Here is a 26,216-nt window from a genome sequence, read left to right on the forward strand (position 1 = left end):
ACTAAAATAGTTCAATCAATTATTCTAGTGTTCTAAGAGGGTGGTATCCGATGTCGGCGCTGACCTACCAGCTGTACATCGACGGCGCGTGGCGGGACAGCGACGGCGACGGCGTCCTCGAGGTCCTCAACCCGGCGACCGAAGAGGTCATCGGCGCCGTCCCCGACGGAACCGTCAGCGACGTCGACCGGGCCGTCGCCGCCGCCCGGCGGGCGTTCGACGAGGGCCCGTGGCCGACGCTCAGCGCCAACGAGCGCGCCACCGCGCTGCTGCGCATGGCCGACGTGATGGAGCGGCGCGTCGACGAACTCAAGGAACTCAGCGTCCGGGAGGCCGGCTCGACGCGGGCCCTGGCCGACACGCTGCAGGTCAGCGTCCCACTTCACCATTTCAGGGACATGGCTGAGCGGGTGCTGCGGCAGTTCCCGTTCGAGCGGGCGATGCTGCCGACGGTCGGGCCGACGCTCGCCCAGGGGGTCGTCCGCCGCGAGCCCTACGGCGTCGCCGCGCTCATCTCGGCCTACAACTTCCCGCTCTTCCTCAACATCCTCAAGCTGGCCCCGGCACTGGCCGCGGGGTGCACGGTCGTCCTCAAGCCGGCGCCGACCACCCCGCTCGAGGCGTTCGTCCTGGGCGAGATGGCCGACGAGGCCGGCCTGCCGCCCGGCGTGCTCAACATCGTGAGCGGCGGCATAGCGGCCGGCGAGGCGCTGACCACCCATCCCGGGGTCGACATCGTCAGCTTCACCGGCTCCGACACCGTGGGCCGGCTGGTCTACACCCAGGCGGCGCAGTCGCTGAAGAAGGTCGTGCTCGAGCTCGGCGGCAAGTCCGCCAACATCATCACCGCCGACGTCGACCTCGACCTCGTCGTCCCGACGATCGTCAACGGCATGACCACCCACGCCGGCCAGGGCTGCAGCCTGCTGACCCGGACGCTGGTGCACCGCTCACGTCTCGACGAGCTCGTCGGCCTGGTCAAGCAGAGCCTTGATCACATCACGGTCGGCGACCCGGCCGACCCCGCCACGACCATGGGACCGCTGATCAGCGCGGCCCAGCGGGCGAAGGTCGAGAGCCTCATCTCCGCCGGCCGCGCCGAGGGCGCCCAGGTCGCCTACGGCGGGGGCCGGCCCGCCCATCTCGACAAGGGGTTCTTCGTCGAGCCGACGCTGTTCGTCGATGTCGACAACTCGATGACGGTCGCCCGCAAGGAGTTCTTCGGCCCGGTCGGCGTCGTCATCGCCTTCGACGACGACGACGAGGCGGTCCGGCTCGCCAACGACAGCGAGTTCGGGCTCGGCGGCGGGGTCTGGGCGCAGTCCCCGGTACGCGCCTACGAGATCGCCAAGCGGCTGCGCACCGGAATGATCTACATCAACGGCGGCGGCGCGGGCTCCAGCCCGCACACCGCGTTCGGCGGCTACAAGCAGAGCGGGCTCGGCCTCGAGCGCGGCGAGTTCGGCCTCGAGGAGTTCCTGCTGTCCAAGAGCATCATCTGGAGCGCCCGCTGAGCGGGCCGGAGACTCGGGCGAAGTCATGAATCTGATCGGCACCAGTCGAAAATCCTTAGCCGTGATCACCGGCGCCTACGGCGGAACAGGCCGCGCCGTGGCCCGGCGCCTCGGCGTGCGCTACCGGCTCGTCCTCTCCGGCCGCAACGAGGTCGCGCTGGCCGCGCTGCACGACAGCCTCACAGAAGAGGGCTACGACATCGCCCTCTCCGTCGCCACCGACGTGGCGAGCTCGGACAGCGTCCAGCGGCTCGCCGCGGCGGTGAGCGAGGCCGGCACCCTGGGCACGCTGGTCCACACGGCCGGCCTCTCCCCCGCCCTCGCCGGCCCGCGGACGATCGTGGAGGTCAACCTCCGCGGGACGGCGCACCTGCTCGACGCGTTCCTGCCGCTGGCCGTCCCCGGCAGCTCGGCGGTCTGCATCGGCTCGGTGGCGGCCCACACCTTCAGCTCATCGGCCGAGGTCGACGCCGTGCTCGACGACCCGCACTCCGGCCGCCTCGCCGTCGACCTGGAGCGGCTCCTGCTCGCCGCCGACCCGAACCCGACTCCCTATTTCTTCGCTGTACGCGCCTACGGGGCGTCGAAGCGCGGCGTCCTGCGGCTGGTGGAACGGTCGGCCGGTGCCTGGGCCGAGCGCGGTGCCCGCATCCTGTCGGTCTCGCCGGGCACCGTGCTGACCCCGATGGGCCGCCAGGAGATGGCGGCGAACCCGCTGGCCGCCGCGGCCGCGGAGGTGACCCCGCTACGGCGGCTCGGAATGCCCGCCGACATTGCGGCGGCGATCGACTTCCTCGTCTCCGACAGCGCCAGCTACATCACCGGGTGCGACCTGCGCGTCGACGGCGGCATCGTCGCCGCCAGGCGTCATCCGGCCGACGCTCCCCGTCCCGCCAGCCCGCCGACTCCCGTGAGCGAGCCTCATGTCACCCTCGATCCAGCCTGAGAACTTCTTCCAGCTCGGCTATGTCACCCGCGACCTGGAGGGCGCGATCGCGCGGTTCCGGGACGACCACCAGGTAGCCGAGTTCCGTCGCATCGACACCACGGAGCCGGGTGGACCGCCCGGCTCGCAGATCGCGCTCGCCTACAGCCGCGGGGTGATGGTCGATTCGCTCCAGCGCGGCGCCTGACCGCCACCGTTCACCGCCGTGCCGGCGACCGGGCCGAGCGAGCTCGGAACGGTTGCCCAGGCCACCGCCAGGGGCGAACACCTCACCCGAGCGTGCCGGCTCGGCGTATGTCCCGGGCCGCCGCGTCAAACTCTGCGCCAAAAACTGCACTCAGTACCGATCTGGACATCGCCAAGCAGTTATGGTGCGGGGTACAGTGCAAAAGTGATGGCTGAGGCGTCTGGAGAGCTGGGGCTCCGCGAACGCACCCGGCGGGCTGTGCGGGCCGAACTGGTGTCCGTCGCGATGGACCTGTTCGCCCGCAAGGGTTACGACACGACGACGATCGATGAGATCGCGGCCGCCGCCGGAATGTCCCGCAGCACCTTCTTCCGCTACTTCACCTCGAAGGAAGACGTCGTACTCGGCCACCTGAGCACCCTCGGCCGACTACTCGTCGACGCCCTGGCGAAACGGCCCGCGGATGAGGATGCCTGGACGGCGCTGCGCCGGGCCTTCGACGTTCTCCTCGACTACCACGCAGGCGATCCACAGGGCACCCTCGGCCTGCGACTCATGATCGATGGTAGTCCCGAGCTGCGGGCCCGCAACCTGGAAAAGCAGTGCCGGTGGCACGACCCGCTCATCCCCCACATCGCCGACCGTCTTGGCCCCACTTCCACCGAGGCCGGTATCGACGCGCGCCCCGAGGCGATCATCGGTGCCGCGCTGGCATGCCTGGAGGCAGCGAACAGGGCCTGGAGGGCAACCGATGGCCAGGCGCCCCTCGACAAGGTCCTCGACGACGTCATGCGCACCGTCCGCCCCGGAGCCTTCTGACTCAGCGCAGGTCGTCACGTACCGGTGGGAACGGCATATCCGGCCTCGATCATACGAAGGCGGTCATCGTGGAACCATCCGTGCTGCTGGAGCAGCGGGGCGCGGTGTCGATCGTGACGCTGCACCGGCCCGGCCGCCGCAACGGCGTGACCGTTCAGATGTGCGAAGAGCTCTATGAAGCGCTATCCCCCGTGCCGGCCAGTGATGCACGCGTCGTTGTGCTGCGTGGCGCGGGCAACGACTTCTCGGTCGGCGCTGATCTCACCGGCGGCCACTCGTCGGAACCGGTGACGCTGGAACGGCTCGGCGCCGTGTACCACGCGTCGACATTGCTGCACACGATGCCGCAGCTGACGATCGCCGCGATCGACGGTGGCTGCGCGGGCGCGGCGATGGGATGGGCGTGCGCGTGCGACTTCCGGTTCGCGTCCGAACGCGCCAGGTTCGCGACCGGTTTCCTGAAAGTCGGCGTGTCCGGAGACATGGGTCTCGTCTGGTCGCTTGCGCGGCTCGTCGGCGCGGCCCGTGCTCGCGAGCTGCTGTTCTTTCCGGAGAAGGTGACGGCGCAGGACGCGCTCGCCTTCGGCCTCGTCACCCGGCTGTTCCCGGCCGACACGCTGCACGACGAGGTGCTCGCGCTGGCCGACGAGCTCGCGGGCCACCATCCGTTCCCGCTGCGGATGATGAAGGCCAACGTGCTGTCTGCCGAGCGGATGGACATGGCGGAGTACATCGAGGTCGAGTCGGCGCGCCACCTGCACGTCACGGCGAGCCCGTCGTTGCTGCCGGCACGATCATCTCAGTCGGGAACCGGAACCCGACGAACTCCGACTCAGGCGACGGCGGACGGGCCGCGACGCGACTCGTGATCCGATCCTGACTGGCCCGGCCCCAGATGACGGCACCCCGCTCACCGGGAGCGCGGACGTGGCCATCGAGTCGAACCCGGCACCCCGCACCGCCACGGTACCTCGAACCACAACTGGTTCTTGATGTCCAGGGTGGTACTGAGTGCCGTTCTAGGCGTAGGGTCCTGGTGCCAACGCGAGGTCACGGCGGAGGCGGCCCGGGTGTCCCACGCCTCGTGCCGCCGATAACACCGGCGAGTTTCGGCTCCGGAGCAAGGGAGCGCAGGCATGGGTCGTGCGATTGTTTTCAACGGTGACCGGACCTGGGAGGAGCGCGACCTGCCGGTGCCTGATCCCCAGCCGGGTGGCGCGGTGCTGCGGGTGGAGGCGACGGGCTTGTGTCACGGCGACGTCGACCAGTTCCACGGCATCGGTCGCACCCCGAGAGGCGGGGCGTTCCCCGTGGTTCCAGGCCATGAGGTCGTCGGCCGGATCGAGAAGATCGACGCGCGGGCAGCCGAGGAATGGGGCGTCGCGGAAGGAGACCGGGTCGCCGTCCGCACGATCGTCATCACCCCCGAAGGCGGCACCCGCGCCTACGGGATCGACTTCTCGGTGAAGGAGGGCTCCGGTCTCTACGGCGGTTATGCCGACTACATGGAGATCCTGCCGGGATCCGCGGTCTACCGCCTCCGGGAGGACCTTCCCGCGGCGGAGCTCACGATCTTCGAGGCGTTGTCCTGCGCGGTCACGTGGGTCCACCCGGTCAAGGACGATCACACCGTCGTCATCGAGGGACCCGGCCACATGGGCCTGGCCACCGTCGTCGCGGCCCGCGCCGCGGGCGCTGGCACGATCGTGGTCACCGGCCTCTCGCAGGACCGGTCCCGGCTCGACTGCGCCCTGCAGGTGGGCGCTGACCACGTGATCGACGTCCAGACGGAGAACGCCGCGCAGCGCCTCGCCGACATCACCGGTGGACGCATGGCCGACGTCGTGATCGACGCGGCGTCCGGGAGCTCGGTGACGGTCAACACCGCGATGGAGCTTGTCGGCAGGGGCGGCCACATCGTCATCGCCGGGCTGAAGGACGAGCCGGTGAACGGCCTGGACAGCAACTCGCTCCTGTTCCGGGGGATCACCATCGGTCCCGGGGCCGGACTCGACGCGGCCCGCGCGGTCGCGCTCATCAACGACGGCCAGGTGCCGACCGCCGCGCTGGCCGGCGAGACCTTCCCGCTCGATCGCTTCGAAGACGCCTTCGCGCTGCTGGATCGCCGTGTCCCCGGCCGTGACGCGGTGCGGGTGTCGCTGCACGTCTCGTGAACAGTTCGCCAGTGAAAGCCGGCAGTGAGAGGAAGTCCCCGATGGACCTGCAGACGTTATCCGACAAGATCGAGATCAACGAGGTGCTCACCCGGTACGCCCGAAGCTGCGACTCGAGGGACTGGGATCTTTTCCGGACGCTGTTCACCCCTGACGCGTTCCTCGACTACAGCTCGGTGACGTCGGCCGTCGGCTCGCGTGACGAGGTCGCCGCCTGGCTCGAGGCGGGACTGGGCAAGGTGCCGTGGACGCAGCACTTCATCAGCAACGTGGAGATCGACCTCGACGGCGACAGGGCGAAGGTCCGGGCGATGTTCTACAACCCGATGCTGCTGCCGGGGATGACCGAGCTGAGCTACTGCGGCGGCTACTACCACCACGACATGGTGCGCACGCCGCAGGGATGGAAAAGCGAGCGGCTCGTCGAGGAGAACCTGTGGTTCGTGAACCATCCAGGGGCACCCACACCCTGACGTCAGCCTCCGCGCCGTTGACGAAACATGAAGGTGGAGAGGATCTCCGAACCGCCCGGTCCCTGAAGAACCCGGGGCGGTTCACTCCTGCTGACCCATCGAAGCCCACCGGTCAGTGTTCGCCTACCGGGGTCGCTCCCCCGCGGCGGCCACTACCGGTGTGCCGACCACTGGTCAGCGGGCGGACATCGAGGCTCGACGGGCTCGCCAGGACAGCAGCGACCAGCGAGAGGCGGCGCTCAGCGCCGAGCCGACACTGGCGAAGGACCCCACGCTGAGGATGGACGCGGCCGACCCGATCGACCCGATCGACAGCACGGAACCGACCGAGCCGATGGAGAGCACCGACCCCTGCGACCACAGGCACAGGACGGAATCCTGAGAACCGATCGACCACCGTGAACCAGAGCTGGGACGCATGTCCACATCATTCCAGCAGGGCTCTGATGTCTGACTCGGCTCACGTTGATCGGCTCGTTCGTATCGTCGACGACCTGCAGCCGGCTACCAGCGTCAGGACTTCCCCGTATCCCGGTGGGCCGACGGGCAGGCCCCGCGGCTGTTCGCAGGACCCCCGGTAGGGTGATCAGCCATGCCGGCACAACCCCTGCGGGACATCCTCGAGCCGGGCTGGGCGAAGGCCCTCGAGCCGATGGCCGATCGCATCGCCGCCATGGGTGACTTCCTGCGCGCGGAGATCGCGGCGGGACGCAGCTACCTACCGGCGGGCCAGCACGTGCTGCGAGCCTTCCAGCAACCCTTCGACGACGTCCGCGTACTCATCGTCGGCCAGGATCCCTACCCGACCCCGGGCATGGCCATCGGGTACAGCTTCGCGGTCGCGCCCGAGGTACGCCGGCTCCCGGGCAGCCTGGAGAACATCTTCCAGGAGCTGTGCGCGGATCTCAGCGTGCCCAGGCCCACGAACGGCGACCTCACACCGTGGACCCGCCAAGGGGTACTGCTGCTGAACAGGGTGCTCACCACGGCACCGCGCCAGCCCGGCGCACACCGAGGCAAGGGCTGGGAGGAAGTCACCGAGCAGGCGATCCGCGCCCTGGCCGCCCGCGGCACCCCGCTGGTCGCGATCCTCTGGGGCGCCGACGCACGCAGCCTGCGCCCCTTCCTCTCCCCCGCCCCGACAATCGAGTCCGCCCACCCATCGCCCCGCTCCGCGGACCGCGGCTTCTTCGGCTCCCGACCGTTCAGCCGCGCCAACAACCACCTCCTCGAACAAGGCGCCCAACCCGTCGACTGGCACCTTCCCTGACATTCCCGCCCGGCACCGAAGACCGGACATCACACAGCCACGTCACGCCGTACCGCGTCATGCCACGACACAGCCTGGCTTCAGGGCGCGGCTGGGGGGGTCGTCCAGTAGCCGCGGGTCCGCAGGTGCTCCACGGTGACAGCAGCGCAGGAGCGCACGTGCTCCTCGCTGGTCCGCGCCGCCGTCACGACGTCGCCCGCCCGGATCTCGGCCAGCAACAGCTCGCGGTACCGGGCCTCGTTGTCCACCCAGGCCGGGGAGTCGTAGTAGAGGCTGCCCTGGAGCACGCCGCCGAGGAACTCCAGGATCGCGTCGAGCCGTGGTGACTTTCCGGCGGTGGCGATGATCTGGAAGAACCGGCGGTCGAGGCTCCTGCGGCGGGCCTCGTCCTCGGTCGTGGCGATCTCACGGTGCAGTCGCGCCAGTTCCTCGGTCTCCAGCGGCGTGAGCTTGCGGACCGCACGCCGTGTCGTCATCCCGGACACCAGCGCGACGACCTCGTAGTGGTCCTCGATGTCCTCGACGGTCACCTCGGCGACGAACGCGCCGCGCCGGGGCACGGCGTCCACAAAGCCCTTCTGCGCGAGTTCGATGAGGGCCTCGCGGACCGGGGCCCGGCTGATCCCGAGCGCGTCGGCGACCTCGTCCTGATCGATCTTGCTGAGTGGCGGCAGCGCACGGGAGACGATCGCCTCCCGGATGAAGTCGGCCGCTTCGTCCTTGAGGTTGCCGTAGCGCCGCCGACCTGAGGCGAGCAGACGGGATCGCACTCGGGTCGGCGTCCCGTGTCGTCACGGGAGGCTCACGTGGCCGTCCGGGGCAGGCGCCCTCGGCGCGGGCGTTCGCCCGTCATGTCCGCATCCCCCGTCACGACACCGCGGGATACCGGATCGAAGATCTGGACCAGCGGCGCCTCCTACGCCGACTATGGGATGTGTCTGACCCGGACGAACTGGGACGCGCCCAAGCACCGCGGCCTCACCTGGTTCGCGGTCCCCCTGCGGGCCGAGGGCGTCACCATCCAGCCCATCCGGGAGATCACCGGGGACGCCGAGTTCTGCCAGGAGTTCCTCGACGAGGTCCGGGTGAGCGCCGACGAGGTGATCGGCGAGGTGGACCAGGGCTGGACCGTCGCCCAGACCATGCTGCTCGTGGAGCGCGGCGCGGGCCGCGACGACCCGCTCAACATGCCGCCCGCGCAGGCCGCGGAGATCGGTCCGTTCCTGCTGGAGCTGGCCTGGGCGGCCGCCCGGGCCGGCGATCCGGTCGCCCGTCAGGCGATCGCCCGGATCCACACCGTGGACTGGGCCCGGGGAGAGCTGGGCCGGCGCATCACCGGACTCCTGCGCTCCAGCGACAAGCCCGCGGCCGGCATCGCCTCCTACTGGAAGCTCGCGGCGGGCGTGCACGACCCGCTGCGCGCCCGCCTCGTCATGGAAATCGGGCAGGGGATGCCTCTTGTCTGGCGTGGGGACGACGGGCGCCGCGCCGCGCTGGATTATCTGAACAGTCGGGTCTGGTCGATCGCCGGCGGTTCCAACGAGATGCAGCGCAACGCGATCAGCGAGCGGGTTCTCGGCCTGCCACGGGAGCCGAGCTTCGACCGCGGCAAGCCGTTCAGTGAGGTTCTGCATAACGCGCGGCGGTGGCTTGAAAACACGTTATGTGACCCGTCGCACGGGCGGGCCGACCCGTGCGACGGGTCGGCCCCGGGCGAGCGGGGGAACCACCGGTCCTGGTCGTACCGTTATACTCCGCACGGTGAGCACTTCGAATGAGCCGCGCCGGCGAGCGGGCCTTCTACAGGAGCGATCCCGGGAGACCCGGCATCGCCTGGTGCGCGCCGCGCTGCATTTGTGGACCGAGCGCGGATTCGAGACCGGTATCGAGGACACACGGGTCGAGGAGATCTGCCAGGCGGCCGGTGTCACAAAGGGAACCTTCTACTTCCACTTTGCGCACAAAGAAGACATTCTGCTTGAGATGGGCGCCGAGACAGCCACCGTCCTGAACGAGTCGGCGAACCGCTGCGTCCGTTCAGACCGCAGTCTCGACGACTCGCTGCGCACTGTGCTGAACGCCGTTGCGCGCAACATCAAGGGCACTCCCCCGGCGGCCGTCAGCCGCGCACTCGCCGAGTTCCGGAGGCCGCACCGGATCCACGCCTCCTACAGCGGGCCGGCCTTCTCGGAAGCCTTCGAGAAGCTGTTCACCAAAGCCCAGGAGGAAGGCGAGGTGACCCAGCGGGTAGACCCATCCGAGATGGCGCAGATTCTCGAGGCGCTGGTCGTGGACTGCATCATGGAGTGGTCTCACGGACGGCTGCCGAAGCTGAATCAGGCACTGCACCTCCGGGCGGCGATCGTGACGGCCGGGCTGCACCCCGACGTCAACCTTCCGGACTGATCCGGGGCCTTCCGGTGCACGGCCGCCGGGCCGAGGTGGACCGGTCCTCCTGGCCCCGACCAGGGCCCGGGTCCGATCCTGCCCGACTCCGGCCGACCGAGATCGTCGGCGACCTCGAACGTCGCCTGGACCTCTCGATCTCGCATATCTGGACGTAGACGTGCGCGCGCCCGGTCGCGATCATGTCCGTCCGGCGGTCGGCGATGTAGCGGTAGCCCACCGGTAGAGCTCACCCACCCGCGGGACACGCGCCGCGCGGTCGGGAGATTCACACATACGACATCACCCGGACGGACGCCGGGACCGTCGAGTCCCACAGCGACGAGATGGCCGCGTTCCGCCAGGCTCGGCCACGAGAGGCGCCTGCCGCCGCCCGCCGCCGCGGATAACGCCACCGCATCCGGATGAATCGCGGCGAGTTCGTCTGCCCACCGCGGCCGCACGGCGGCTGCCAACGGGTCAGACAACGCCGTCACCAGACCTTACCCGACGAACCGCCGGGCCCGCTCCCGATGGCCATCGATAACGGGATGCCAGTGTGCACGGGAGCGTTCCTGACCGCTGCTCGGATGGCACCGGGCAGTCCGGCGTACGGGTGGAGTCTACGCGTTCGACCTGCCGCTGGGTAGCAAGTGGGGCGCGACGGAGAGGGTAGCGTGCCGACATCTCCAGGAGTTAGACTGAGTTTAAATCTTCCGATCATGATGAACTCGTGGAGGGCCCGTTGACTGAGACCCCTCAGCTCGGATCGCGCGGTATCTACATCGCAGATCTTGAGCAGATCCTCTCCTATGGCATATTCGACGCCGATCATCATCTGTACGCTCCGTCCGACGCCACGTCGCGATACCTCTCCACTGAGATGATCGAGCGCGCCTGGCTGCCCGGCGAGCCCCGGATGCTCACCGAGGAAGAGCGCGATGAAGACGAGGAACTCGACCACGAGAGGCGGACCCTCGGCGTCCACTCGCAGCCCGATGGTGGCCACGGCGGCGTCGACATCAATGAGCTTCCCGCCATGGAGGGAAGCATTCCCATCCAGTTGTTCGAGATCGACCACGCGGTCGCCGAGCTCGAGCGGACCCTCGACCGCGGCGCCCAGCTGGTCGACCTGCAGCCCGGCCCGGCCTGGGGCCGCTCCCCGCGTTCGACCCGTACTTCGACCCGTTCTGGTCGCGGGTCAACGAGGCCGGCGTCCGCGTCGCGGTCCACCTCGGCGGGACCTACGCCCGGCACGGAGCCGAGTGGAACGAGGACCCGAACGCCCGCTACCAGCACTTCGACGGGTTCCAGTGGGTCTCCTATCCCAGCGGCCCAGCGGCCCCTGGATCTCGCTCGGGGGCAGCAGCGAGCCCGCCGCGCGGCGGGCCGCCCGCATCGCCGACGGCTTCATCCCCTCGGACCTGCGGGTGTGGGAGTTCTACCGGGACGAGGTCTAACGGCTCGGGCGTCCGGACCCGGGCCCGAGCCCGATCGGCGCCACCCGGACGACCATGCTCGCGGAGGACCCGGACAAGGGCTGGCAGCAGATGGCGCCCTACGTTCCTGCACCAGATGAACACGTACGGCGCCTGGCAGGCGCAGGCCGACGTCTCGGCTCCCTACCGCTCGGTCGCCGACGTCGACTAGCTGCGGGCGAGCGGGCAGTTCCGCGTCGTGACGCCCGATCAGCTCGTGACCGAGCTGCGGGCGTCCCGGACCCTGTTCGCGAACTTCCACCCGCTCTGCGGGGGCATGCCGATCGACCTGGCCTGGTCGAGCCTGCGGCTGTTCGAGCGCGAGGTTCTGCCGAGGTTCGCCTGAGGCGGTCCCGCCGCCCGTCGCCGGGCCCCGCGGCCGCCGGGTCCACCATCCCTCACGACCCGAACCAGCCCTACGAACCAGCCCCAGGAGGGACCGATGGCTGCTCCTGATCCGAAGCTGCCCCTGACCGGGGTCACGGTGCTGGATCTCACCCGGCTGCCACCCGGCGGCTTCTGCACCGTCCTGCTCGCCGACCGGGCGCGGACGTCATCCGGGTCGAGTCGCCGAAGGGCCGGCTGTTCGACGGCCCGATCGGGCTGAACCGCGGCAAGCGGTCGATCGCCCTCGACCTCCGGCACCCCCGCGGGCTGGAGGTGCTCGGACGCCTGGCCGCATACGCGGACGTGCTCGTCGAGAACGAGCGGCCCGGCGCCATGGCCGAGCGGGGCTTCGGGTACGCCGACGCGGCGGCGCGGGCACCCGGGCTCGTCTGGTGCTCGATCACGGGCTACGGCCAGGACGGGCCGTACGCGCAGTGGTCCGGCCACGACCTGTCATTCGCGGCCCACTCGGGACTGCTGACGGCGCTGGAGCCGGGCCTGCCCTGGCAGCCGCAGCTGATCCTCCCCATCCCCGTCGGCGCTCTCATGGCGAGCGTCGGCATCCTCTCCGCGCTGCGGGAGCGGGACCGTACCGGCCGGGGCAGCCAGCTCGACATCAGCCTCTCCGAGTCGGCGACCTGGCTGCTGTCCTCCGCCGACGGGATCATCGACACCGGTCCGCGGAGCATTCCCGCCGGCCCGGACCGGCGCCTCTACGAGTGCGCGGAGGGCACCTGGATCGCCGTGACCGCCGCGGAGCCGCGCCCCTGGGCGGCACTGTGTACGGCGCTCGGGCTGGCGGACCTCGCGCCCACGCTGCACCGGTGGGACGACCCGGACGCGGTGACCGGGCAGCTCGCCGCGAAGTTCCGGGCGGCGCGGGCCGAGGACTGGGTGGCGAAGCTCGGCCCCCTCGGCGCGAGCGTGGTGCGGGTGAACCGCGGGACGGACCTGCCGGGCGATCCGCACGTCGCCGCCCGTGGCCTGCTGCAGAACGTGGGCGGCCTGACCGTCCCGCGCTCCCCGGTCCGCCTGCGCGACGCCGACGGCGAGCGGCCGCCGACCGAGAGCTACCCCCCGCCGCCGGTGGGCCAGCACACGCGCGCGGTGCTGGAGGAGGCCGGGCTGAGCGCGTCCGCATCAGTACGAGGCCCGTGAACGCCTCGGTGCGGTGGCGCCCGGAACGGACTATGTGCGCCGCGAGGCGCTCTGTTGTATCCCCGGCTGAGCCGGGAGGGACTTGGAGGGAGGTTCCTGGGCCGGATGGCTGACCTGGATCCGAAAGGTGAAGGGGACAACAGCATGCCATGATTCCCGGCGGCCGGGTCCAGTGGTCAGGGACGGTGCGCCGGGTGGGCCCGCGTGATACGGCGAAAGCTTGATTGCCTGAATCCCAATCTCCAGTCGATGCAAGTTCCCATCCACCGGAAAGACCATTGAAACCGGTGCCGTGCTCTGCGTCGGAGTCCAAGGTGGCCGATGCAACCTCCGGAGTGCGGGGCGACACCCAGCGAGGGTGTTCAAGGAGATAAGTGGGACGCCTACGTCACGCTGTCACGTACAACAGAGACGAACGCGGGATCGCCTACCGGGGCGCGAGCCCTATGGCGACGGAGGCCTCGTAGTAGTCGCCGGAGTCACGACCGGCCAGGGAGGGCGGGAAAGCCGCCTACTACTACAGCCCCAGTGATCTCTATGTAGCTGCCGCCGGTGTGGCGGTTACTTGAGCGGCGCGGATCCGGGTCTGGAAGTGGTAATGGCGGGCGCGTGCCTGGTGGCTGCGACGCCAGTCCGACCACCAGGTGATCACGGCCGATGGGATGGCGGCCTGTCCAAAAAGGGCAATGACGTGACGGATCTCGTTGAGGGTGAGTGGGGCCATCATGGCTCTATCCGGTTCCGGCTGCTCGGCGATCGGGAGGCCGCCGGGAAGGCGCTGGTATCCCACCGCGGTCGTCGCTGGTGGGACGGCCGGTGGGTTTTGTTCGCGGTTTCTCAGCGCGGTGACAGCGAGCCAGGCGTGGGCGAGCATCGCCAGGGTGATGTGCCGGTACCAGGCGCGGTAGAGCCGAACCTGGTAATGGTCGAGACCGACCTCGTTCTTGGCTGACTGGAAACATTCCTCGATTCCCCAGCGCCGGCCTGCGACGGTGACGAGGGTAGCGAGCGGAACCGGCCGCGGACTGTGGGTGAGAAAGAACGCAAGCTCCCTTTTGCCGGTGCGTGCGCGGCGGATCAGGACCTGCTGAGGCCGATTCGCCGGGCCGGCGAGGTCGGTCGTGTCCACCAGCGCCCAGTCATACAACCGGGGTCCTTTCGAGCCATCGGCGCAGGAATATGTCTCCCAGGCACGCGCGGGGACCTTCGCGGCGAGGGTGTCCACACGGCGGCGACCGACGGTCGTGGTCACCTCGGTGTCCTTCTTGACAGCCAGAACATAGCCGACCCGGTGTTCTTCCAGCCAGTCGCGTAGTTCGGGGTCGCCGCCGTACACCTCATCGCCGGCGACCCAGCCCAACTGCCGGTGGGTCACCCAGAACCGGCGGATCATGTCCAGTGCCAGCAGCGGCTTGGTCGCGAACCCCACCCTGGCCGGCACACCCGCCGCCTTGCACCGCGCCCGGTCGTCGGTCCAACTCGCGGGAAGGTACAGCTCCCGGTCGACGAAAGCCCGTCCCTTCCCGGAAACATAGGCGGCGAACACCCCGATCTGACAGTTCTCAATCCGGCCCGCGGTACCGCTATACTGCCGCTGCACCCCGGCCGAGGACTTTCCCTTCTTGATAAACCCGGTCTCGTCCACAACCAGGACCCCATCCGGCTCGGTCAGGTTCTCCACCACATACGACTGGACGACGTCACGCATCGCGTGGGCGTCCCAGGCATACTCGTTCAACAACCGCTGCATCTTCTGCGGCCCGGCCTCACGGGTGAACTCCGCAAGCGTCCACCCGTTCTTCCGTTCCGTCCGAGACAACAACCCTGCCACATAGGCCCGTGCCTGCGCACGCGGCTGATCAGACCGGAAACAGTCCGCCACCCGGCCGAACAGCTCCTCCAGCCCCGCCTCCCACACCGCCACGTTCATCCCGGATACGCTACGTGCCGCGGCCACCGCGGCTTCTTCTTTTGTTCTCACAGACTACGGAGAATCACGCGGTGGCCGCCCCACGCCACACGCCACGCCGTATCCGCGACGAGAGACCACACGGCGACCACTGGGGCTGTAGTACTACAGGGCGAAGGGGGCCAGGTGATCGGACACCCAAGACTCGGGAGGTATGCGTAATGCAGAGCGCCGCAACGGTGCTGGGTGTCCTGCGTGAACGCGGCAAACGAGGGCTGCCGTGCGACGAACTGTACCGGCAACTGTTCAACCCACAGATGTATCTGCTGGCCTACGGGCGTATCTACACCAACCATGGTGCGATGACACCCGGAGTCACACAGGAAACCGTGGACGGCATGTCCCAGGAGAGGATCGGTCGCATCATCGATGCGATGCGCCACGAACGCTACCGATTCCACCCCGTCCGGCGAGTCCACATCCCGAAAAAGAATGGGAAGACCCGCCCGTTGGGGCTACCGACCTGGTCGGACAAGCTCGTCGGGGAAGTTGTACGCCTGCTCCTGGAGGCCTACTACGAACCGACGTTCTCCGACCGGTCCCACGGGTTCCGGCCACGGCGAGGCTGCCACACCGCTCTGCGGGAGATAGCCAACACCTGGACCGGAACAGCCTGGTTCATCGAAGGAGACATCACCGACTGTTTCGGGTCTCTCAATCACGACCTGATGATCGGAATCCTGTCGGAGAGGGTCCGCGATAACCGGTTCCTGAGGCTGGTGCGTAACATGCTACGAGCCGGATACCTGGAGGACTGGAGGTGGGGGGCGACTCTGTCGGGGGCTCCCCAAGGGGGCGTGGCCTCGCCGATCCTGTCCTCGATCTACCTGCACAAGCTGGACGAGTTCGTCGAGAAGATTCTGATTCCGGAGTACACCCGAGGGGGCCGCAGGGCGCGTAACCCTGCTTACCTCGTTCTGCAGAACGAGCTGGCCAAGGCACGCCGACGTGGTGACCGGGGCCAAGCCCGGATACTACGACGGCGAATGGTCAGCCTGCCCAGCTCCGATCCCGATGATCCGGGATATCGGCGGCTGCGTTACTGCAGATATGCGGATGACCATCTACTCGGGTTCACCGGACCGAAGGCCGAAGCCGAGGAAATCAGACAGCGGCTGGCGGAGTTCCTGCGTGACGACCTCAAGTTGGAACTGTCCGCCGACAAGACGCTGATAACCCACGCCCGTACCGGCGCGGCCCGTTTCCTCGGCTACGAGATCACTGTCCAGCACAACAGCAGCAAGACCACCCGGCGCCGTCGATCGGTCAACGGGCAGGTCGCGCTACGGGTGCCACGCGATGTGATCAAAGCTAAAAGTGTCCCCTACCTGCACCGCGGAAAACCCGCTAAGCAGAAGGCCCTGACCAACGGTAACGACTACACCATCGTCGCCACCTACGGGGCCATCTACCGGGGCATCGTCCAGTACTACCTGCTGGCCGGAGACGTCCACCGACTTCACCGGCTGCGCTGGGTCATGGAGACATCCATGCTCAAGACCCTGGCAGGCAAGCACCGCTCGTCGGTGTCGAAGATGGCAGCCAAACACAAGGCCAAAATCCAGACACCGCACGGGCCACGCACCTGCTTCGAGGCACGCATCGAACGCGACAGCAGAAAACCACTGGTCGCACGGTTCGGTGACATCCCACTCCGCCGGCAGAAAACAGCGACGGTCTCTGACCGTCAGCCGACCCGGGTGGACTATCCGCACAAGGAACTCCTCACCAGGCTCCTCGCGGATATCTGCGAAGTCTGCCAGCGCACGGGCAACGTTGAAGTTCACCACGTCCGCGCGCTCAAAGACCTCGCGGCACCCGGCCCTCTGCCGCCCCCGTGGGTCACAGCCATGGCAAACCGCAGACGCAAGACACTCGTGGTCTGCGCTACCTGCCACGGCCAGATCCACAAGGGGCGGCCCGCCACACCGCTCACGCAGTAGTCACCGGAGAGCCGGATGATCGGGAAACCATCACGTCCGGTTCGGCGGGAGGCCGCGCGGAAAAGGACCAGCCCTCGGGCTGGCACCTCGCTGCGCGGCCGACCCATCGACGTGGTGATCGAGACCGGCGGCAGCGAGAGCGCCCTGCACCGCGCCATCGAGCTGGCCCGGCCCCGCGGGACCGTGGTCTACGCCGGCATCCTGCAGGGCGTCACGCTGCCGCTGGCGCGCGCCCGGCGACGTGGTTCCCGCGGTCGGCCCCGGGAGCCACGTCGCGATCAGGTCGCGCGCTGTGCGATAAACACGAACTCGCGACCTGGGCGATCAGGGGCTTCTCGCACGTCCAGCACTCGATAGCCATGAGCGACCAGGCTCGTCTCCACTTCCTCCCTGCCGCGAAACCGAAGGGTCGAGTCCGAGGTGACGACCGATCCGTCCTTCAGGAACCTGTATACATAGCGGAAAGAGACGAACGGAAGGCTCACGTCGGTAACCTCAAAGCGCCGCTCCACCACTCCGACCTCTGGAATGTCGACGATGACCTGACCAGGACCAGCAGCCCATTCATCCCAAGCCCGACGTTCAGGGCGCCTTGTTTCGAAAACGAGGTAGCCATCTGGGCGAAGTGCGGCCCGGATGGCCTGGAGAGTCCGGATCCACTCGTCATCAGTGAGAAAAACTTGCGCTACATTCCCCGCCATCACCGCGAGATCAATATTGGTCGTCGGTACAGTCGTGGCATCGCCATGCAACCAGGTGATCTTTCCGGCTCGATCCTTCGACTTCGCGACCTCAAGCGATGCTTCGGCCGGGTCGACACCCACGACCGCACGACCACTCTCAGCCATCAAGATCGCCAGGCATCCCGTCCCGCAACCGACGTCAAGGACACGGTCAGCGCCTAGCTCATCGACGATTTCTAGGTAGGCCGTCAAATCATCGCGGCCTCTATCGAGAGCGTCATAGATGGGCGCAAGGCGGGGATGAGCGAAGATCTCATCGGGCACCAGGCGACCGTACCCGTAGTCGAGGACTCCGGCGACCGAAATATCGGCCACCGCTGTCTCAGCACGGCTCCAGACAGTCCGGACTTCCGGCACCGTCGAATCCGCAGAGGTAGGCCCAAAAAATTCCCTGTCTGCTGTTCGCGCATACCACACGAGCCTCGGGCGAGCGGCCTACCTCTTCGCAAAGTTCAAACGAAACAGACACCTCCCTCGGTCAGGTGAGTCTGCGCAGCTCCGGCAGCCCGTCCGGCAAGGCAGAGGACGTTCGCCTCGGCCAGCTCCTTCATCTCGGGCTCGGTCAGCCCGAGGCCAGCGAGGATCTCGACGGCCTGGGAGCCGATCGGCCCGGGGTTCGTGCCCACCACCGGCGGGGTCTCCGACAGCCACCGGCCGATGCCCGGCTTGGGCACGTCGGTCCCGCCCAGGCCGCGCTCGAAGTAGACCACGCCCCGGCGGTGCAGGTAGTCGACCGCCTGGTCGATGGAGACGACCACGTGCGCGGCGATGCCGGCGGACGCCAGCCGCTCGATCCAGGAGGCGGCCTGCCGCTGCGCGAAGCGCGCCTCCAGGTCGCGGGCCAACAGGCCGCCCGGGTCCGGCCAGCTCTCGGCGCGGTCCTGGCCAGCGCGACCGGCCCGATCGTCAGTACCGTCCCGATCACCGGCACCGTGCCTGTCAGCGGCACCGTCCCAATCGCCGGGACTCGTCCGATCGTCGAGACCGGCCACGCGCAGGAGGGCTGCCAGCTCCCCCGGCCGAGCGGCCAGGAAGAACCAGCCGTCCCGCGCCTGGTAGAAGCGGTTCAGCGCGCTGCTGCCGTACTCGTTGCGCAGCGCGTCCGGCCCGTCCGCACTCCCCCGCGCCGCCGTACTCCCCCGCGCCTCCGCGACGAGGTACGGGGCCTGGTGGAACGTCGACGCCTGGGCGAGCGACGCGCCCACCTGCTGCCCGCCCCCACCCTTCAGCCGGGCGAAGAGAGCGACGGCCACGGCGTAGGCGCCGAGAATGCCGGTGCCGGCGTCGTTGATCGGTGTCGGCTGGTAGAGCGTCCAGCCGAAGCGGTACCCGTACCGCCAGCTCATGCCCGTGGCCGCGTTGCACTGGTTCTCGTAGCCCCGGCGGTGCGCCCACGGGCCACTCAGGCCATAGGCGGTGATGGAGCAGTGCACCAGGTCGGGGTTCAGCGCGCCGACACGCTCGTAGTCGATGCCGTACCGGGCCTGCGACATCGGCGTGAAGTTGGTGACCAGCGCGTCCGAGCGCCGGATCAGCTCGGCGGTGAGCCGGGACCCCGGCGCGCTGCTGACGTCCAGCGCGGTGAAGCCGCTGAGCGGGAGATCCACCGCGGCACCGCAACACCCGCGGCACCCGAACCCGCCGAACCCACCGGCAGGGCCGGGTGGCCGACGCGGGCGGGCGCGCCGCGCAGCTCGGCGAGCAGCGCGTCGCGGTCCTGGTCGGGCAGGTGGCGGGGCGGGCGGCCGGGACAGGTCGAAGCCGCGGCCGGGCATCATGGTCGGGCCGGCCAGCGGGTCGTCGAGCGTCAGGACGGTCCCGGACCGCACCGCCTGCTCGGTGGCGACCCACTCGGCGGGCGTCCGGACCATCGGCACCGGCATCCGCGCCCTGGCCGCCACCTCGTCCCACCAGGACGCCGGCCGGCTGCGGACCAGGTCCGCGAACATCGCCATGGCCTGGTCGCGACGCTCCAGCGAGAAGTCGCGGGCCGCGACGTCGATGAGGCCCAGGCGCTCCCACTCCTCGGCCACCCCCGCCGCCGCGAGGAGGGGGATGACGAACTTGGAGTACGGCGAGAGGTCGATGATCCCGCCGTCGGCGCACTGGTAGGTGAGGTCACGCAGCAGGTGGCTGTCACCCATCAGCGGGTTCTCGTACACCCGCATCCCCAGCATGGTGCTGTAGGCCTCGGCGAACGCCTCCGCGAGCGGGATCTCGATCCGCTGTCCCCGGCCCGAGCGTTCCCGCGCGATCAGTGCCATGACGACCGACACGGCCCCCATCAGGGCACCGAAGTTGGACGCCGTCGTGATCGGGGTGAACAGCGGCGCCGTCGGGTCCCGTACCTCCCACCCGCCGGCGGCCCGAGGGATCCCAGTGCTCCCGCAGCGGACGGTAACCGGCGACGGCGGTCTGGACGATGCCTTCCCACGCGGCGAGCGAGGCCTTGGGATCGTCGCCGGCGAACCCCGGGAGCGAGCAGTAGACGAGCCGCTCGTTGGTGGCCACCGGGCGGTCGGGGCGGTCACGCCGCTTGAGGGCAGGGTGGGCAAGGACTCGATGCCGGGCGTGTTCGCGCAGATCGGCCTGGAGTACGGCCACCGCCACGGAGGCGCCAGCTTCGAGACACCCGTCCGATGTGCTCGGCGAACTGCGACGGCGCCGCCGCGGTGGTCGCCGTCAGCGACCGCAAGCTACGGACGCTCTCCCCGGAGCAGCGCCGGCGCGCGGTGAAGATCAGCGCCTCGGTGCTCACCAGCGACCCCTGGCAGGACGCCTGCCAGGTCCTCCCGGACGTCAACACCCTCACCCGGCAGGCCGCGACACGGGCCTACGAGCAGGCCGGCATCGGTCCGGACGAGCTGGACCTCGTCGAGCTGCACGACTGCTTCGCCACCGCCGAACTGGTGCACTACGACAACCTGATGCTGTGCGAGCAGGGCGGCGCGGTCGACTTCTTCAACTCCGGGGCGACCTGGCGGGACGGCCGGACACCGGTCAACGTCAACGTCAGCGGAGGGCTGGAGTCCAAGGGGCATCCGATCGCCGCGACCGGCATCGCCAACATCTGGGAGATCTGCCAGCACCTGCGCGCTGAGGCCGGGGACCGGCAGATCGAGGGCGCGCGCGTCGGGCTCGCCCACGTCATGGTCATGCCCAGGGTGGTGGTGTACGGAGCGTGATGCCGCGTGATCCTGGTTGAAGGTTATGCGGTCAGAGCTTCGGGTGTCACGCCGATCTCAGGTGTGTCGGATTTCTTGTTCGTGGCGTCGACTTTCGCGAGGATTTCGAGGCCGAAGTAGCGGTGGGTCTCGATCCACTCGTCGTGTTGTTCCGCGAGGACCGCGCCGACGAGACGTATGATGGCGTCACGGTCGGGGAAGATACCGACGACGTCGGTACGGCGGCGGATTTCCTTGTTCAGTCGTTCCTGCGGGTTCGACGACCAGATCTGCCGCCAGACCTCCCGCGGGTAGGTCGTGAACGCGAGTAGGTCGGCTTTTGCGCCGGAGAGATGGTCGGCGGCCTTCGGGAGTTTCTCGGAGAGGGCTTCGGTGACCCGGTCGAACTGCCCGCCGACCTCATTGGCGTCGGCCTGGTCGAAGACAGTTCTCACGAGCGTGGCGACCCACGGCTGCGATGATTTTGGTGTCATCGTGAGCAAGTCCCGAAGGTAATGAGTCCGACATCTCTGCCACGACGCACCGGGCAGTGTGGAGCCGATCGCGTTGACCAGTCCCCGGTGGGCATCGGAGGTCACCAGCCGCACCCCGGACAGGCCTCGGGCGACCAGGCCGCGGAAGAACGCCAGCCAGCCGGCACCGTCCTCGCTGCTCACAACGTCGAGGCCGAGGATCTCCCGGTGCCCGTCACCGTTGACCCCCACGGCAAGCAGGCAGTGCACATTGATCACACGGCCGTCCTCACGGACCTTCATCGTCAACGCGTCCGCCTGGACGAACCGGTACGGACCGGCGTCCAACGGCCGGGACCGGAACGCCTCGACCTGGGTGTCGAGATGCTTCGCCAGTACCGATACCTGCGATTTCGAGATATGCGCTACCCCGAGTTGTTCAACGAGTTTGTCGACCCGCCTGGTCGACACCCCCAGCAGATAGGAGGTGGCGACCACCGAGATCAGTGCCTGCTCGGCACGCCGGCGCCGAGTCAGCAGCCATTCCGGAAAATACGATCCCTGCCGCAGCTTCGGCACCGCCAGCTCGATCGTCCCGGCACGGGTGTCCCACTCCCGCGCCCGATACCCGTTCCGCCGGTTCACCCGCTCGGGGGAAATCTCCCCATATTCCGCGTTGCAGATCCCGTCCACCTCGGCGCCCATCAACGCCTCCGCGAACGCCTTCACCATCGAGCCCAACAGATCCGGACTCGCCGTCATCAGCTCCTTGCTGAACGAGTCCACATCCGTCACAGTCTGGCGCGCGGCCATCGCGTCTCCTCATCGAGTTGCTTCGCACGTTTCTCGAAAAGGATCACGCGGTGGTCGCTCTACGTCACGGACCGCCACTCCGGCGAGTCGCTCGACGATCACGATCCGTACACCACGTCAGTGGACTCCACTCACGTCATCGGACTCGGCAGTGCCTGCGGCGTGCACGTCCTGGAGAAGGCGGCCGGCTGAGCGGCCCGATCCCCGGGTAGCCGTCGCCGCGGACCGTCACCTGTCACCGACACACAGGTGCCGTTGCAGTAGCGGCTCTCCCCTACTCCGCGGCGTCCAGAGACCTGGAAACATCCCGGACCTCTGGACGCCGCGAACGAACGTGAGGGTCAGCGCCGGCGGAGCGCGGGCTGGGCCAGGGACGGCGGGACATACCCGGCGTCCTCCGGGTTGACGTTGACGCCAGGCGGGACGATCTCGTCGATCCGGTCCAGCGTCGCCTCGTCCAGGGTGACGGCGCCGCCGGTGAGCTGGCTTTCCAGGTGCTCCATCGTGCGCGGGCCGATGATCGCCGACGTCACCGCCGGGTGGCGCAGCACGAACGCCAGCGCCAGCTCGATCAGCGTGACGCCCACCTCGGCGGCGAGGTCGGCGAACGCGATCGCGGCCTCGACCTTGCGCTGGTTCGCGGGCACGGACAGATCGAACCGGTTCGGCACCCGGGACATCCGGGTGCTCGTGACCTCGCCGCCGTCGCGGGTGTGGCGCCCGGACAGGAAGCCGCCGGCCAGCGGGCTCCACGGCAGCACCCCGAGTCCGTACTTCTGCGCCACGGGCAGCAGGTCGGCCTCGATCCCACGGACGAGCAGCGAGTACGGCGGCTGCTCGGTGACGAACCGCTCGCGGTTGCGGCGCTCGGCCACCCACTGTGCCTCGACCACCTCGTGCGCCGGGAACGTCGAGCTGCCGAAGTAGCGGATCTTGCCGGCCCGGACGAGGTCGGTGAGCGCGCCGAGCGTCTCGTCGATGTCGGTCGACGGGTCGGGACGATGCACCTGATAGAGGTCGATCCAGTCGGTGCCGAGCCGCCGCAGGCTGTTCTCCACCTCGGTGACGATCCAGCGCCGTGACAGGCCGCGCCGGTTGGGCCCCGGTCCCATCGGCATGTACAGCTTGGTTGCGAGCACGACGTCGTCGCGGCGGCCGGCCAGCGCCTTACCGACGATCTCCTCGGACTCGCCGGCGGAGTAGACATCCGCGGTGTCGACGAAGTTGACGCCGGCGTCCAACGCCCTGTGAATGATCTTTATTGAGTCGTCATGGTCCTGGTTGCCCCAGGTCCCGAACATCATCGCACCCAGGCAGAGCGGGGAGACCCGCACGCCGGTGCGGCCAAGTACGCGGTAGTCCATGTGCGGTAAGCATGTGCGGGGTGAGCAACCTGGCGCAATCCCTACATCAGGCTGTTGCGTACTGGAGGGGGCGCGTGGGCAGATGGCGATGTTCGGCCGGAAGCGCGCCAGCGCGCGGAGGCGGCGAAGCGGGAAAGCGGCCCCGTACCTGCCCCTGGGGCGCCGACGACGAGGCAGTCGTCCTTGGCCGGGGCCCCTGTCCCGACCGGTTGTGCGGCGGCCCGGTGGCTACTGGTCGGTCAACTTGTCGGCGATCTGGTCGATGAGGCCCTGTTCGATGACCGGCGGCGGGACGTCCTGGATGTTGGTGACGTCGAGCTCGACGGCCACCTGACCGACATAGAAATAGATCGTGTCGAAGACGTAACCGTAGGTGCCGTACTCGTCCGTGATGCCCATCGAGGTGCGGACCAGCGCGGTGGCCCCCCGCGGCGGGGGCGGTGTCTCGACCGCGACGATCTCGTAGGTGAAGCCGTTCTCGTCCTCGCCCGCCAGCTGGTCCTCCAACGCCGTGCGGTAGCAGTCACCAAAACCAGGACTGGTCACGATCTCGGCGTTCTGGCGAATCTGGCTCTCAGAAAGAATCTTCGCCCGGCTGATTGCCTGGAAATCAGATTCCTCAGTGTTGGTGAAAGTGTCGCCCGTCGTCTCGTCCGATGGCGGCGACGGATTGTAGTCGGGGACTCCGACGCATGCGGCGACCTGGGCCCGAATCGCGCTGCTGTCGCTGTTCTCGTCGCCAGCGCCGCCCGAGCTTTCGAAGCCCGAGGTCTCCTCGCCCGCCGTGAGCACATAGTCCCCCGCGCGCAGGATCCTCGCCGGCGCGACGGTGGCCTGCGTGGGCGGGGCCGCCGGCCCGGTCGTCCCCGGCCCGGTCGCCGCGGGCGGCGACGCTGCGGGGTCGACCGGGATGACGCCCTCCTGACATCCCGCAACCACGACCGCCAACGCCGATGCGACGATCCCGCCACGCACCGACCGGCGTACGTTCCAGCCCCTCCACGTGCCGCCCATTACCTACCTCCACAAGATTCACCCAAGCCGTTACACGAACGGCAATATCCGCCGCCATCAACAGGTAACACGATGCCGGAGGAATACAGCCAAGCGCCAATGCTGAAGATGTCATTCGTGGGACAGATGATGAACCCGGAAGATTATCCACAGGAATTTGACTGGATGGCTCCCGGCGATTTTTCGTGATGCCACCCTTGACGGCGGGGCATCAGCGCCTCAGGTCTGTTGCACAGCTGCGGCAGGGCCCGGCGCCCCGCGCGCCAGGGCCGTGGCCCGTGGCCATCATCGACGAGCTCTTGGTGGAGTGCCGCTCCGGCGATGGTGAGCCAGATTCACCGACCGTGGTCGAACGGTAGATCGTCTCTGCGCCACCCGGGGAGACCACCCGCAACTCGGCGCCAGGCGGCAGCACGCCCGGCAGGCTGTTCGCGCAGATCTTGCCCGCCGGCTCGCCGACCAACAGGGTTGCCCGGCTGATTTTCCTGCTGGGCCATGATCGCAGCAGCGTGTCCCTCGACAGACGGAGTTCGCATCTTCCATCCACAGCGCCTTAATGATCATTAAGCTCGTCGACGCCTGTCACCACTGTTGATTATCTTGAGTACGGAGAAAATCCTCTTGCGACGTCCGCGGGTCTGCTCGAACAAGGCGCCCAACCCGTCGACTGGCACCTCCCCTAGCGTTCCCGGTCGGTGCCGAGGGCTGGGCACCGCGCGGCCGGGTCATGCCGTGCCGCGTCATGCCGTGGCCGGGGCGTCCAGGTTGCGGCCGGTGTCGGGGTCGAACAGGTGCAGCTGGTGGACGTCCAGCCACAGCTCGGCCTTCTCGCCCTCCCGGATCCGGCTGGCCGCGTCGAGCCGGGCGACCACCTGTTCCGCCTTGCCGGACAGCTCGACCGTGCCCGCGTCGTGGGCCAGCTCCTCCAGGTCGGCGGTCCGGGCGCGCCCGCCCGCCAGGGTGAAGTAGGCGAAGCTGTCCGAGCCGAGCCGCTCCAGCACGTCCACCGTGACCGTGAACCGCAGTCCCGGGCGGTCCTTCGCCGGCTCCAGCGCCGCGTCCTCGAAGTGCTCGGGCCGCACCCCGACGATCAGCGACCGACGGTCGGCCGCCGTCCCGTTCCAGCCCTCCAGCAGCCGCCGCTGCCGCTCGTCCGGGACGATCGTCCCGAGGGGGGTGCGCAGCTCGCCCTCCTCGAGGGTCGCCGGCACGAAGTTCATCGCGGGTGAGCCGATGAAACCGGCCACGAACACCGTCGCCGGCCGGGCGTACAGCTCGGTCGGCGTGCCGACCTGCTGGATCCGCCCGGACCGCAGCACCGCCACCCGGTCGCCCAGCGTCATCGCCTCGGTCTGGTCGTGGGTGACGTACACCATGGTCGTGCCGAGTCGGTTCTGGATGCGGGACACCTCGGTGCGCATCTGCACCCGCAGCTTGGCGTCCAGGTTGGACAGCGGCTCGTCCATCAGGAACGCCTTCGGGGAGCGGACGATCGCGCGGCCCATCGCGACCCGCTGCCGCTGCCCACCGGAGAGCTGGGCCGGCTTGCGGTCCAGGTGCTCGGTGAGGTCGAGGACCCGGGCGGCCTCCTCGACCAACCGGTCGATCTCCTCCTTCGGTCGTTTCGCCAGCGACAGGGCGAAGCCCATGTTCTTCCGGACCGACATGTGCGGGTACAGGGCGTAGCTCTGGAACACCATGGCGATGTCGCGGTCCTTCGGCGCCAGGTCGTTGACCACCTTGCCGCCGATCCGCAGCTCGCCGGAGGAGATGTCCTCCAGGCCGGCGATCATGTTCAGGGTGGTCGACTTCCCGCACCCGGACGGGCCGACGAGGATGACGAACTCGCCGTCCGCGATGGAGAGGCTGGCGTCGTCCACCGCGAGCCGGCCGTCCGGGAACCGCTTGGTGACGTGGTCGAGCACGATGTCGGCCATGGGCG

General features: G+C 68.7%; 23 protein-coding genes and 2 pseudogenes. 15 read left to right on the plus strand and 10 right to left on the minus strand.

Translation table 11 applies throughout. The features are described from left to right. The first annotated feature begins 50 nt into the window (after positions 1-50). From FRANEAN1_RS22345 to FRANEAN1_RS22375, 7 genes are all read left to right on the plus strand, one after another. Positions 51-1,514, plus strand: a complete 1,464-nt coding sequence (locus FRANEAN1_RS22345) for an aldehyde dehydrogenase family protein (RefSeq protein WP_020462089.1) — start codon at positions 51-53, stop codon at positions 1,512-1,514. Positions 1,515-1,539: 25 nt separating this feature from the next. Continuing rightward, positions 1,540-2,460: an SDR family oxidoreductase gene (locus FRANEAN1_RS22350; RefSeq protein ID WP_020462090.1), complete on the plus strand. Its 921-nt coding sequence runs from the start codon at positions 1,540-1,542 to the stop codon at positions 2,458-2,460. Beyond that, positions 2,438-2,647 (plus strand): hypothetical protein, encoded by a 210-nt coding sequence (locus FRANEAN1_RS22355; RefSeq protein ID WP_020462091.1) that lies wholly within the window; start codon positions 2,438-2,440, stop codon positions 2,645-2,647. Before FRANEAN1_RS22350 ends, FRANEAN1_RS22355 begins: the two co-directional genes overlap by 23 nt. Positions 2,648-2,854: 207 nt before the next feature. Next, positions 2,855-3,466 carry a TetR family transcriptional regulator gene (locus FRANEAN1_RS22360; RefSeq protein ID WP_041254600.1) on the plus strand — a complete coding sequence of 204 codons (612 nt, stop codon included), beginning with the start codon at positions 2,855-2,857 and terminating at the stop codon, positions 3,464-3,466. A 68-nt stretch (positions 3,467-3,534) separates the two neighbouring features. Beyond that, positions 3,535-4,335, plus strand: coding sequence for an enoyl-CoA hydratase/isomerase family protein (locus FRANEAN1_RS22365; protein WP_020462093.1), 801 nt, complete (start codon positions 3,535-3,537; stop codon positions 4,333-4,335). Between the two features lie 267 nt (positions 4,336-4,602). After that, positions 4,603-5,640 carry a zinc-binding dehydrogenase gene (locus tag FRANEAN1_RS22370; protein WP_020462094.1) on the plus strand — a complete coding sequence of 346 codons (1,038 nt, stop codon included), beginning with the start codon at positions 4,603-4,605 and terminating at the stop codon, positions 5,638-5,640. Between the two features lie 41 nt (positions 5,641-5,681). Next, positions 5,682-6,113, plus strand: a complete 432-nt coding sequence (locus FRANEAN1_RS22375; protein WP_020462095.1) for a nuclear transport factor 2 family protein — start codon at positions 5,682-5,684, stop codon at positions 6,111-6,113. Positions 6,114-6,287: 174 nt separating this feature from the next. On the opposite strand, the gene FRANEAN1_RS39405 is transcribed toward FRANEAN1_RS22375, so the two are convergent. After that, entirely contained in the window at positions 6,288-6,533 is a 246-nt protein-coding gene (locus FRANEAN1_RS39405) for a hypothetical protein (RefSeq protein WP_020462096.1), read from the minus strand. Positions 6,534-6,705: 172 nt separating this feature from the next. Between FRANEAN1_RS39405 and FRANEAN1_RS22385 the strand changes: the two genes are divergently transcribed. After that, the gene (locus tag FRANEAN1_RS22385; protein ID WP_020462097.1) at positions 6,706-7,383 is read left to right on the plus strand and encodes a uracil-DNA glycosylase; all 678 of its coding nucleotides are present in this window, start codon (positions 6,706-6,708) and stop codon (positions 7,381-7,383) included. A gap of 80 nt (positions 7,384-7,463) precedes the next feature. Here the strand turns inward: FRANEAN1_RS22385 and FRANEAN1_RS22390 are convergent, their stop codons facing one another. Further along, the gene (locus tag FRANEAN1_RS22390; RefSeq protein WP_020462098.1) at positions 7,464-8,153 is read right to left on the minus strand and encodes a GntR family transcriptional regulator; all 690 of its coding nucleotides are present in this window, start codon (positions 8,151-8,153) and stop codon (positions 7,464-7,466) included. An 81-nt stretch (positions 8,154-8,234) separates the two neighbouring features. Between FRANEAN1_RS22390 and FRANEAN1_RS22395 the strand changes: the two genes are divergently transcribed. Next, entirely contained in the window at positions 8,235-9,161 is a 927-nt protein-coding gene (locus FRANEAN1_RS22395; protein WP_347176713.1) for an acyl-CoA dehydrogenase family protein, read from the plus strand. Positions 9,162-9,219: 58 nt separating this feature from the next. Next, on the plus strand, positions 9,220-9,789 hold the full coding sequence (locus tag FRANEAN1_RS22400) for a TetR/AcrR family transcriptional regulator (protein ID WP_157472756.1): 570 nt from the start codon (positions 9,220-9,222) through the stop codon (positions 9,787-9,789). Positions 9,790-10,261: 472 nt separating this feature from the next. Here the strand turns inward: FRANEAN1_RS22400 and FRANEAN1_RS41430 are convergent, their stop codons facing one another. Next, complete coding sequence (locus FRANEAN1_RS41430; RefSeq protein ID WP_157472757.1) at positions 10,262-10,849, minus strand: hypothetical protein; 588 nt, start codon at positions 10,847-10,849, stop codon at positions 10,262-10,264. A gap of 250 nt (positions 10,850-11,099) precedes the next feature. Here FRANEAN1_RS41430 and FRANEAN1_RS22405 point away from each other — a divergent pair. The 3 genes and pseudogenes from FRANEAN1_RS22405 to FRANEAN1_RS22410 form a co-directional block, all read left to right on the plus strand. Then, positions 11,100-11,592 (plus strand): annotated as a pseudogene (locus tag FRANEAN1_RS22405) (LLM class flavin-dependent oxidoreductase); the annotation flags it as partial. A 96-nt stretch (positions 11,593-11,688) separates the two neighbouring features. After that, complete coding sequence (locus FRANEAN1_RS43930) at positions 11,689-11,853, plus strand: hypothetical protein (protein ID WP_347176714.1); 165 nt, start codon at positions 11,689-11,691, stop codon at positions 11,851-11,853. Next, positions 11,850-12,791: a CaiB/BaiF CoA-transferase family protein gene (locus tag FRANEAN1_RS22410; RefSeq protein ID WP_347177248.1), complete on the plus strand. Its 942-nt coding sequence runs from the start codon at positions 11,850-11,852 to the stop codon at positions 12,789-12,791. The genes FRANEAN1_RS43930 and FRANEAN1_RS22410 overlap by 4 nt, the downstream gene beginning before the upstream one ends. A gap of 535 nt (positions 12,792-13,326) precedes the next feature. On the opposite strand, the gene FRANEAN1_RS22415 is transcribed toward FRANEAN1_RS22410, so the two are convergent. Next, positions 13,327-14,715 (minus strand): IS701-like element ISFsp9 family transposase, encoded by a 1,389-nt coding sequence (locus FRANEAN1_RS22415; RefSeq protein ID WP_020460324.1) that lies wholly within the window; start codon positions 14,713-14,715, stop codon positions 13,327-13,329. 206 nt (positions 14,716-14,921) lie between these two features. Between FRANEAN1_RS22415 and FRANEAN1_RS22420 the strand changes: the two genes are divergently transcribed. After that, a complete protein-coding gene (locus FRANEAN1_RS22420) occupies positions 14,922-16,703 on the plus strand; it encodes a reverse transcriptase/maturase family protein (RefSeq protein WP_020460531.1) in 1,782 nt (593 codons plus the stop codon). Positions 16,704-16,981: 278 nt separating this feature from the next. Here FRANEAN1_RS22420 and FRANEAN1_RS22425 read toward each other — a convergent pair whose 3' ends face one another. Both FRANEAN1_RS22425 and FRANEAN1_RS22430 read right to left on the minus strand, forming a co-directional pair. Further along, complete coding sequence (locus tag FRANEAN1_RS22425; RefSeq protein ID WP_020462102.1) at positions 16,982-17,710, minus strand: class I SAM-dependent methyltransferase; 729 nt, start codon at positions 17,708-17,710, stop codon at positions 16,982-16,984. Between the two features lie 188 nt (positions 17,711-17,898). After that, positions 17,899-19,731: a CoA transferase gene (locus tag FRANEAN1_RS22430; RefSeq protein ID WP_347176715.1), complete on the minus strand. Its 1,833-nt coding sequence runs from the start codon at positions 19,729-19,731 to the stop codon at positions 17,899-17,901. Between the two features lie 235 nt (positions 19,732-19,966). Here FRANEAN1_RS22430 and FRANEAN1_RS22435 point away from each other — a divergent pair. Next, positions 19,967-20,631 (plus strand): annotated as a pseudogene (locus tag FRANEAN1_RS22435) (thiolase family protein); the annotation flags it as partial. 23 nt (positions 20,632-20,654) lie between these two features. Here FRANEAN1_RS22435 and FRANEAN1_RS22440 read toward each other — a convergent pair. The 4 genes from FRANEAN1_RS22440 to ugpC form a co-directional block, all read right to left on the minus strand. After that, positions 20,655-21,896 carry an IS256 family transposase gene (locus tag FRANEAN1_RS22440; RefSeq protein ID WP_020460594.1) on the minus strand — a complete coding sequence of 414 codons (1,242 nt, stop codon included), beginning with the start codon at positions 21,894-21,896 and terminating at the stop codon, positions 20,655-20,657. A 341-nt stretch (positions 21,897-22,237) separates the two neighbouring features. After that, a complete protein-coding gene (locus tag FRANEAN1_RS22445) occupies positions 22,238-23,260 on the minus strand; it encodes an aldo/keto reductase (RefSeq protein ID WP_020462105.1) in 1,023 nt (340 codons plus the stop codon). 228 nt (positions 23,261-23,488) lie between these two features. Then, on the minus strand, positions 23,489-24,274 hold the full coding sequence (locus tag FRANEAN1_RS22450) for a hypothetical protein (RefSeq protein ID WP_020462106.1): 786 nt from the start codon (positions 24,272-24,274) through the stop codon (positions 23,489-23,491). Positions 24,275-25,014: 740 nt separating this feature from the next. Further along, entirely contained in the window at positions 25,015-26,211 is a 1,197-nt protein-coding gene (gene ugpC, locus FRANEAN1_RS22455; RefSeq protein WP_020462107.1) for a sn-glycerol-3-phosphate ABC transporter ATP-binding protein UgpC, read from the minus strand. Positions 26,212-26,216 lie beyond the last annotated feature (5 nt).

This window comes from Parafrankia sp. EAN1pec, from assembly GCF_000018005.1.
Lineage (GTDB): Bacteria > Actinomycetota > Actinomycetes > Frankiales > Frankiaceae > Parafrankia > Parafrankia soli.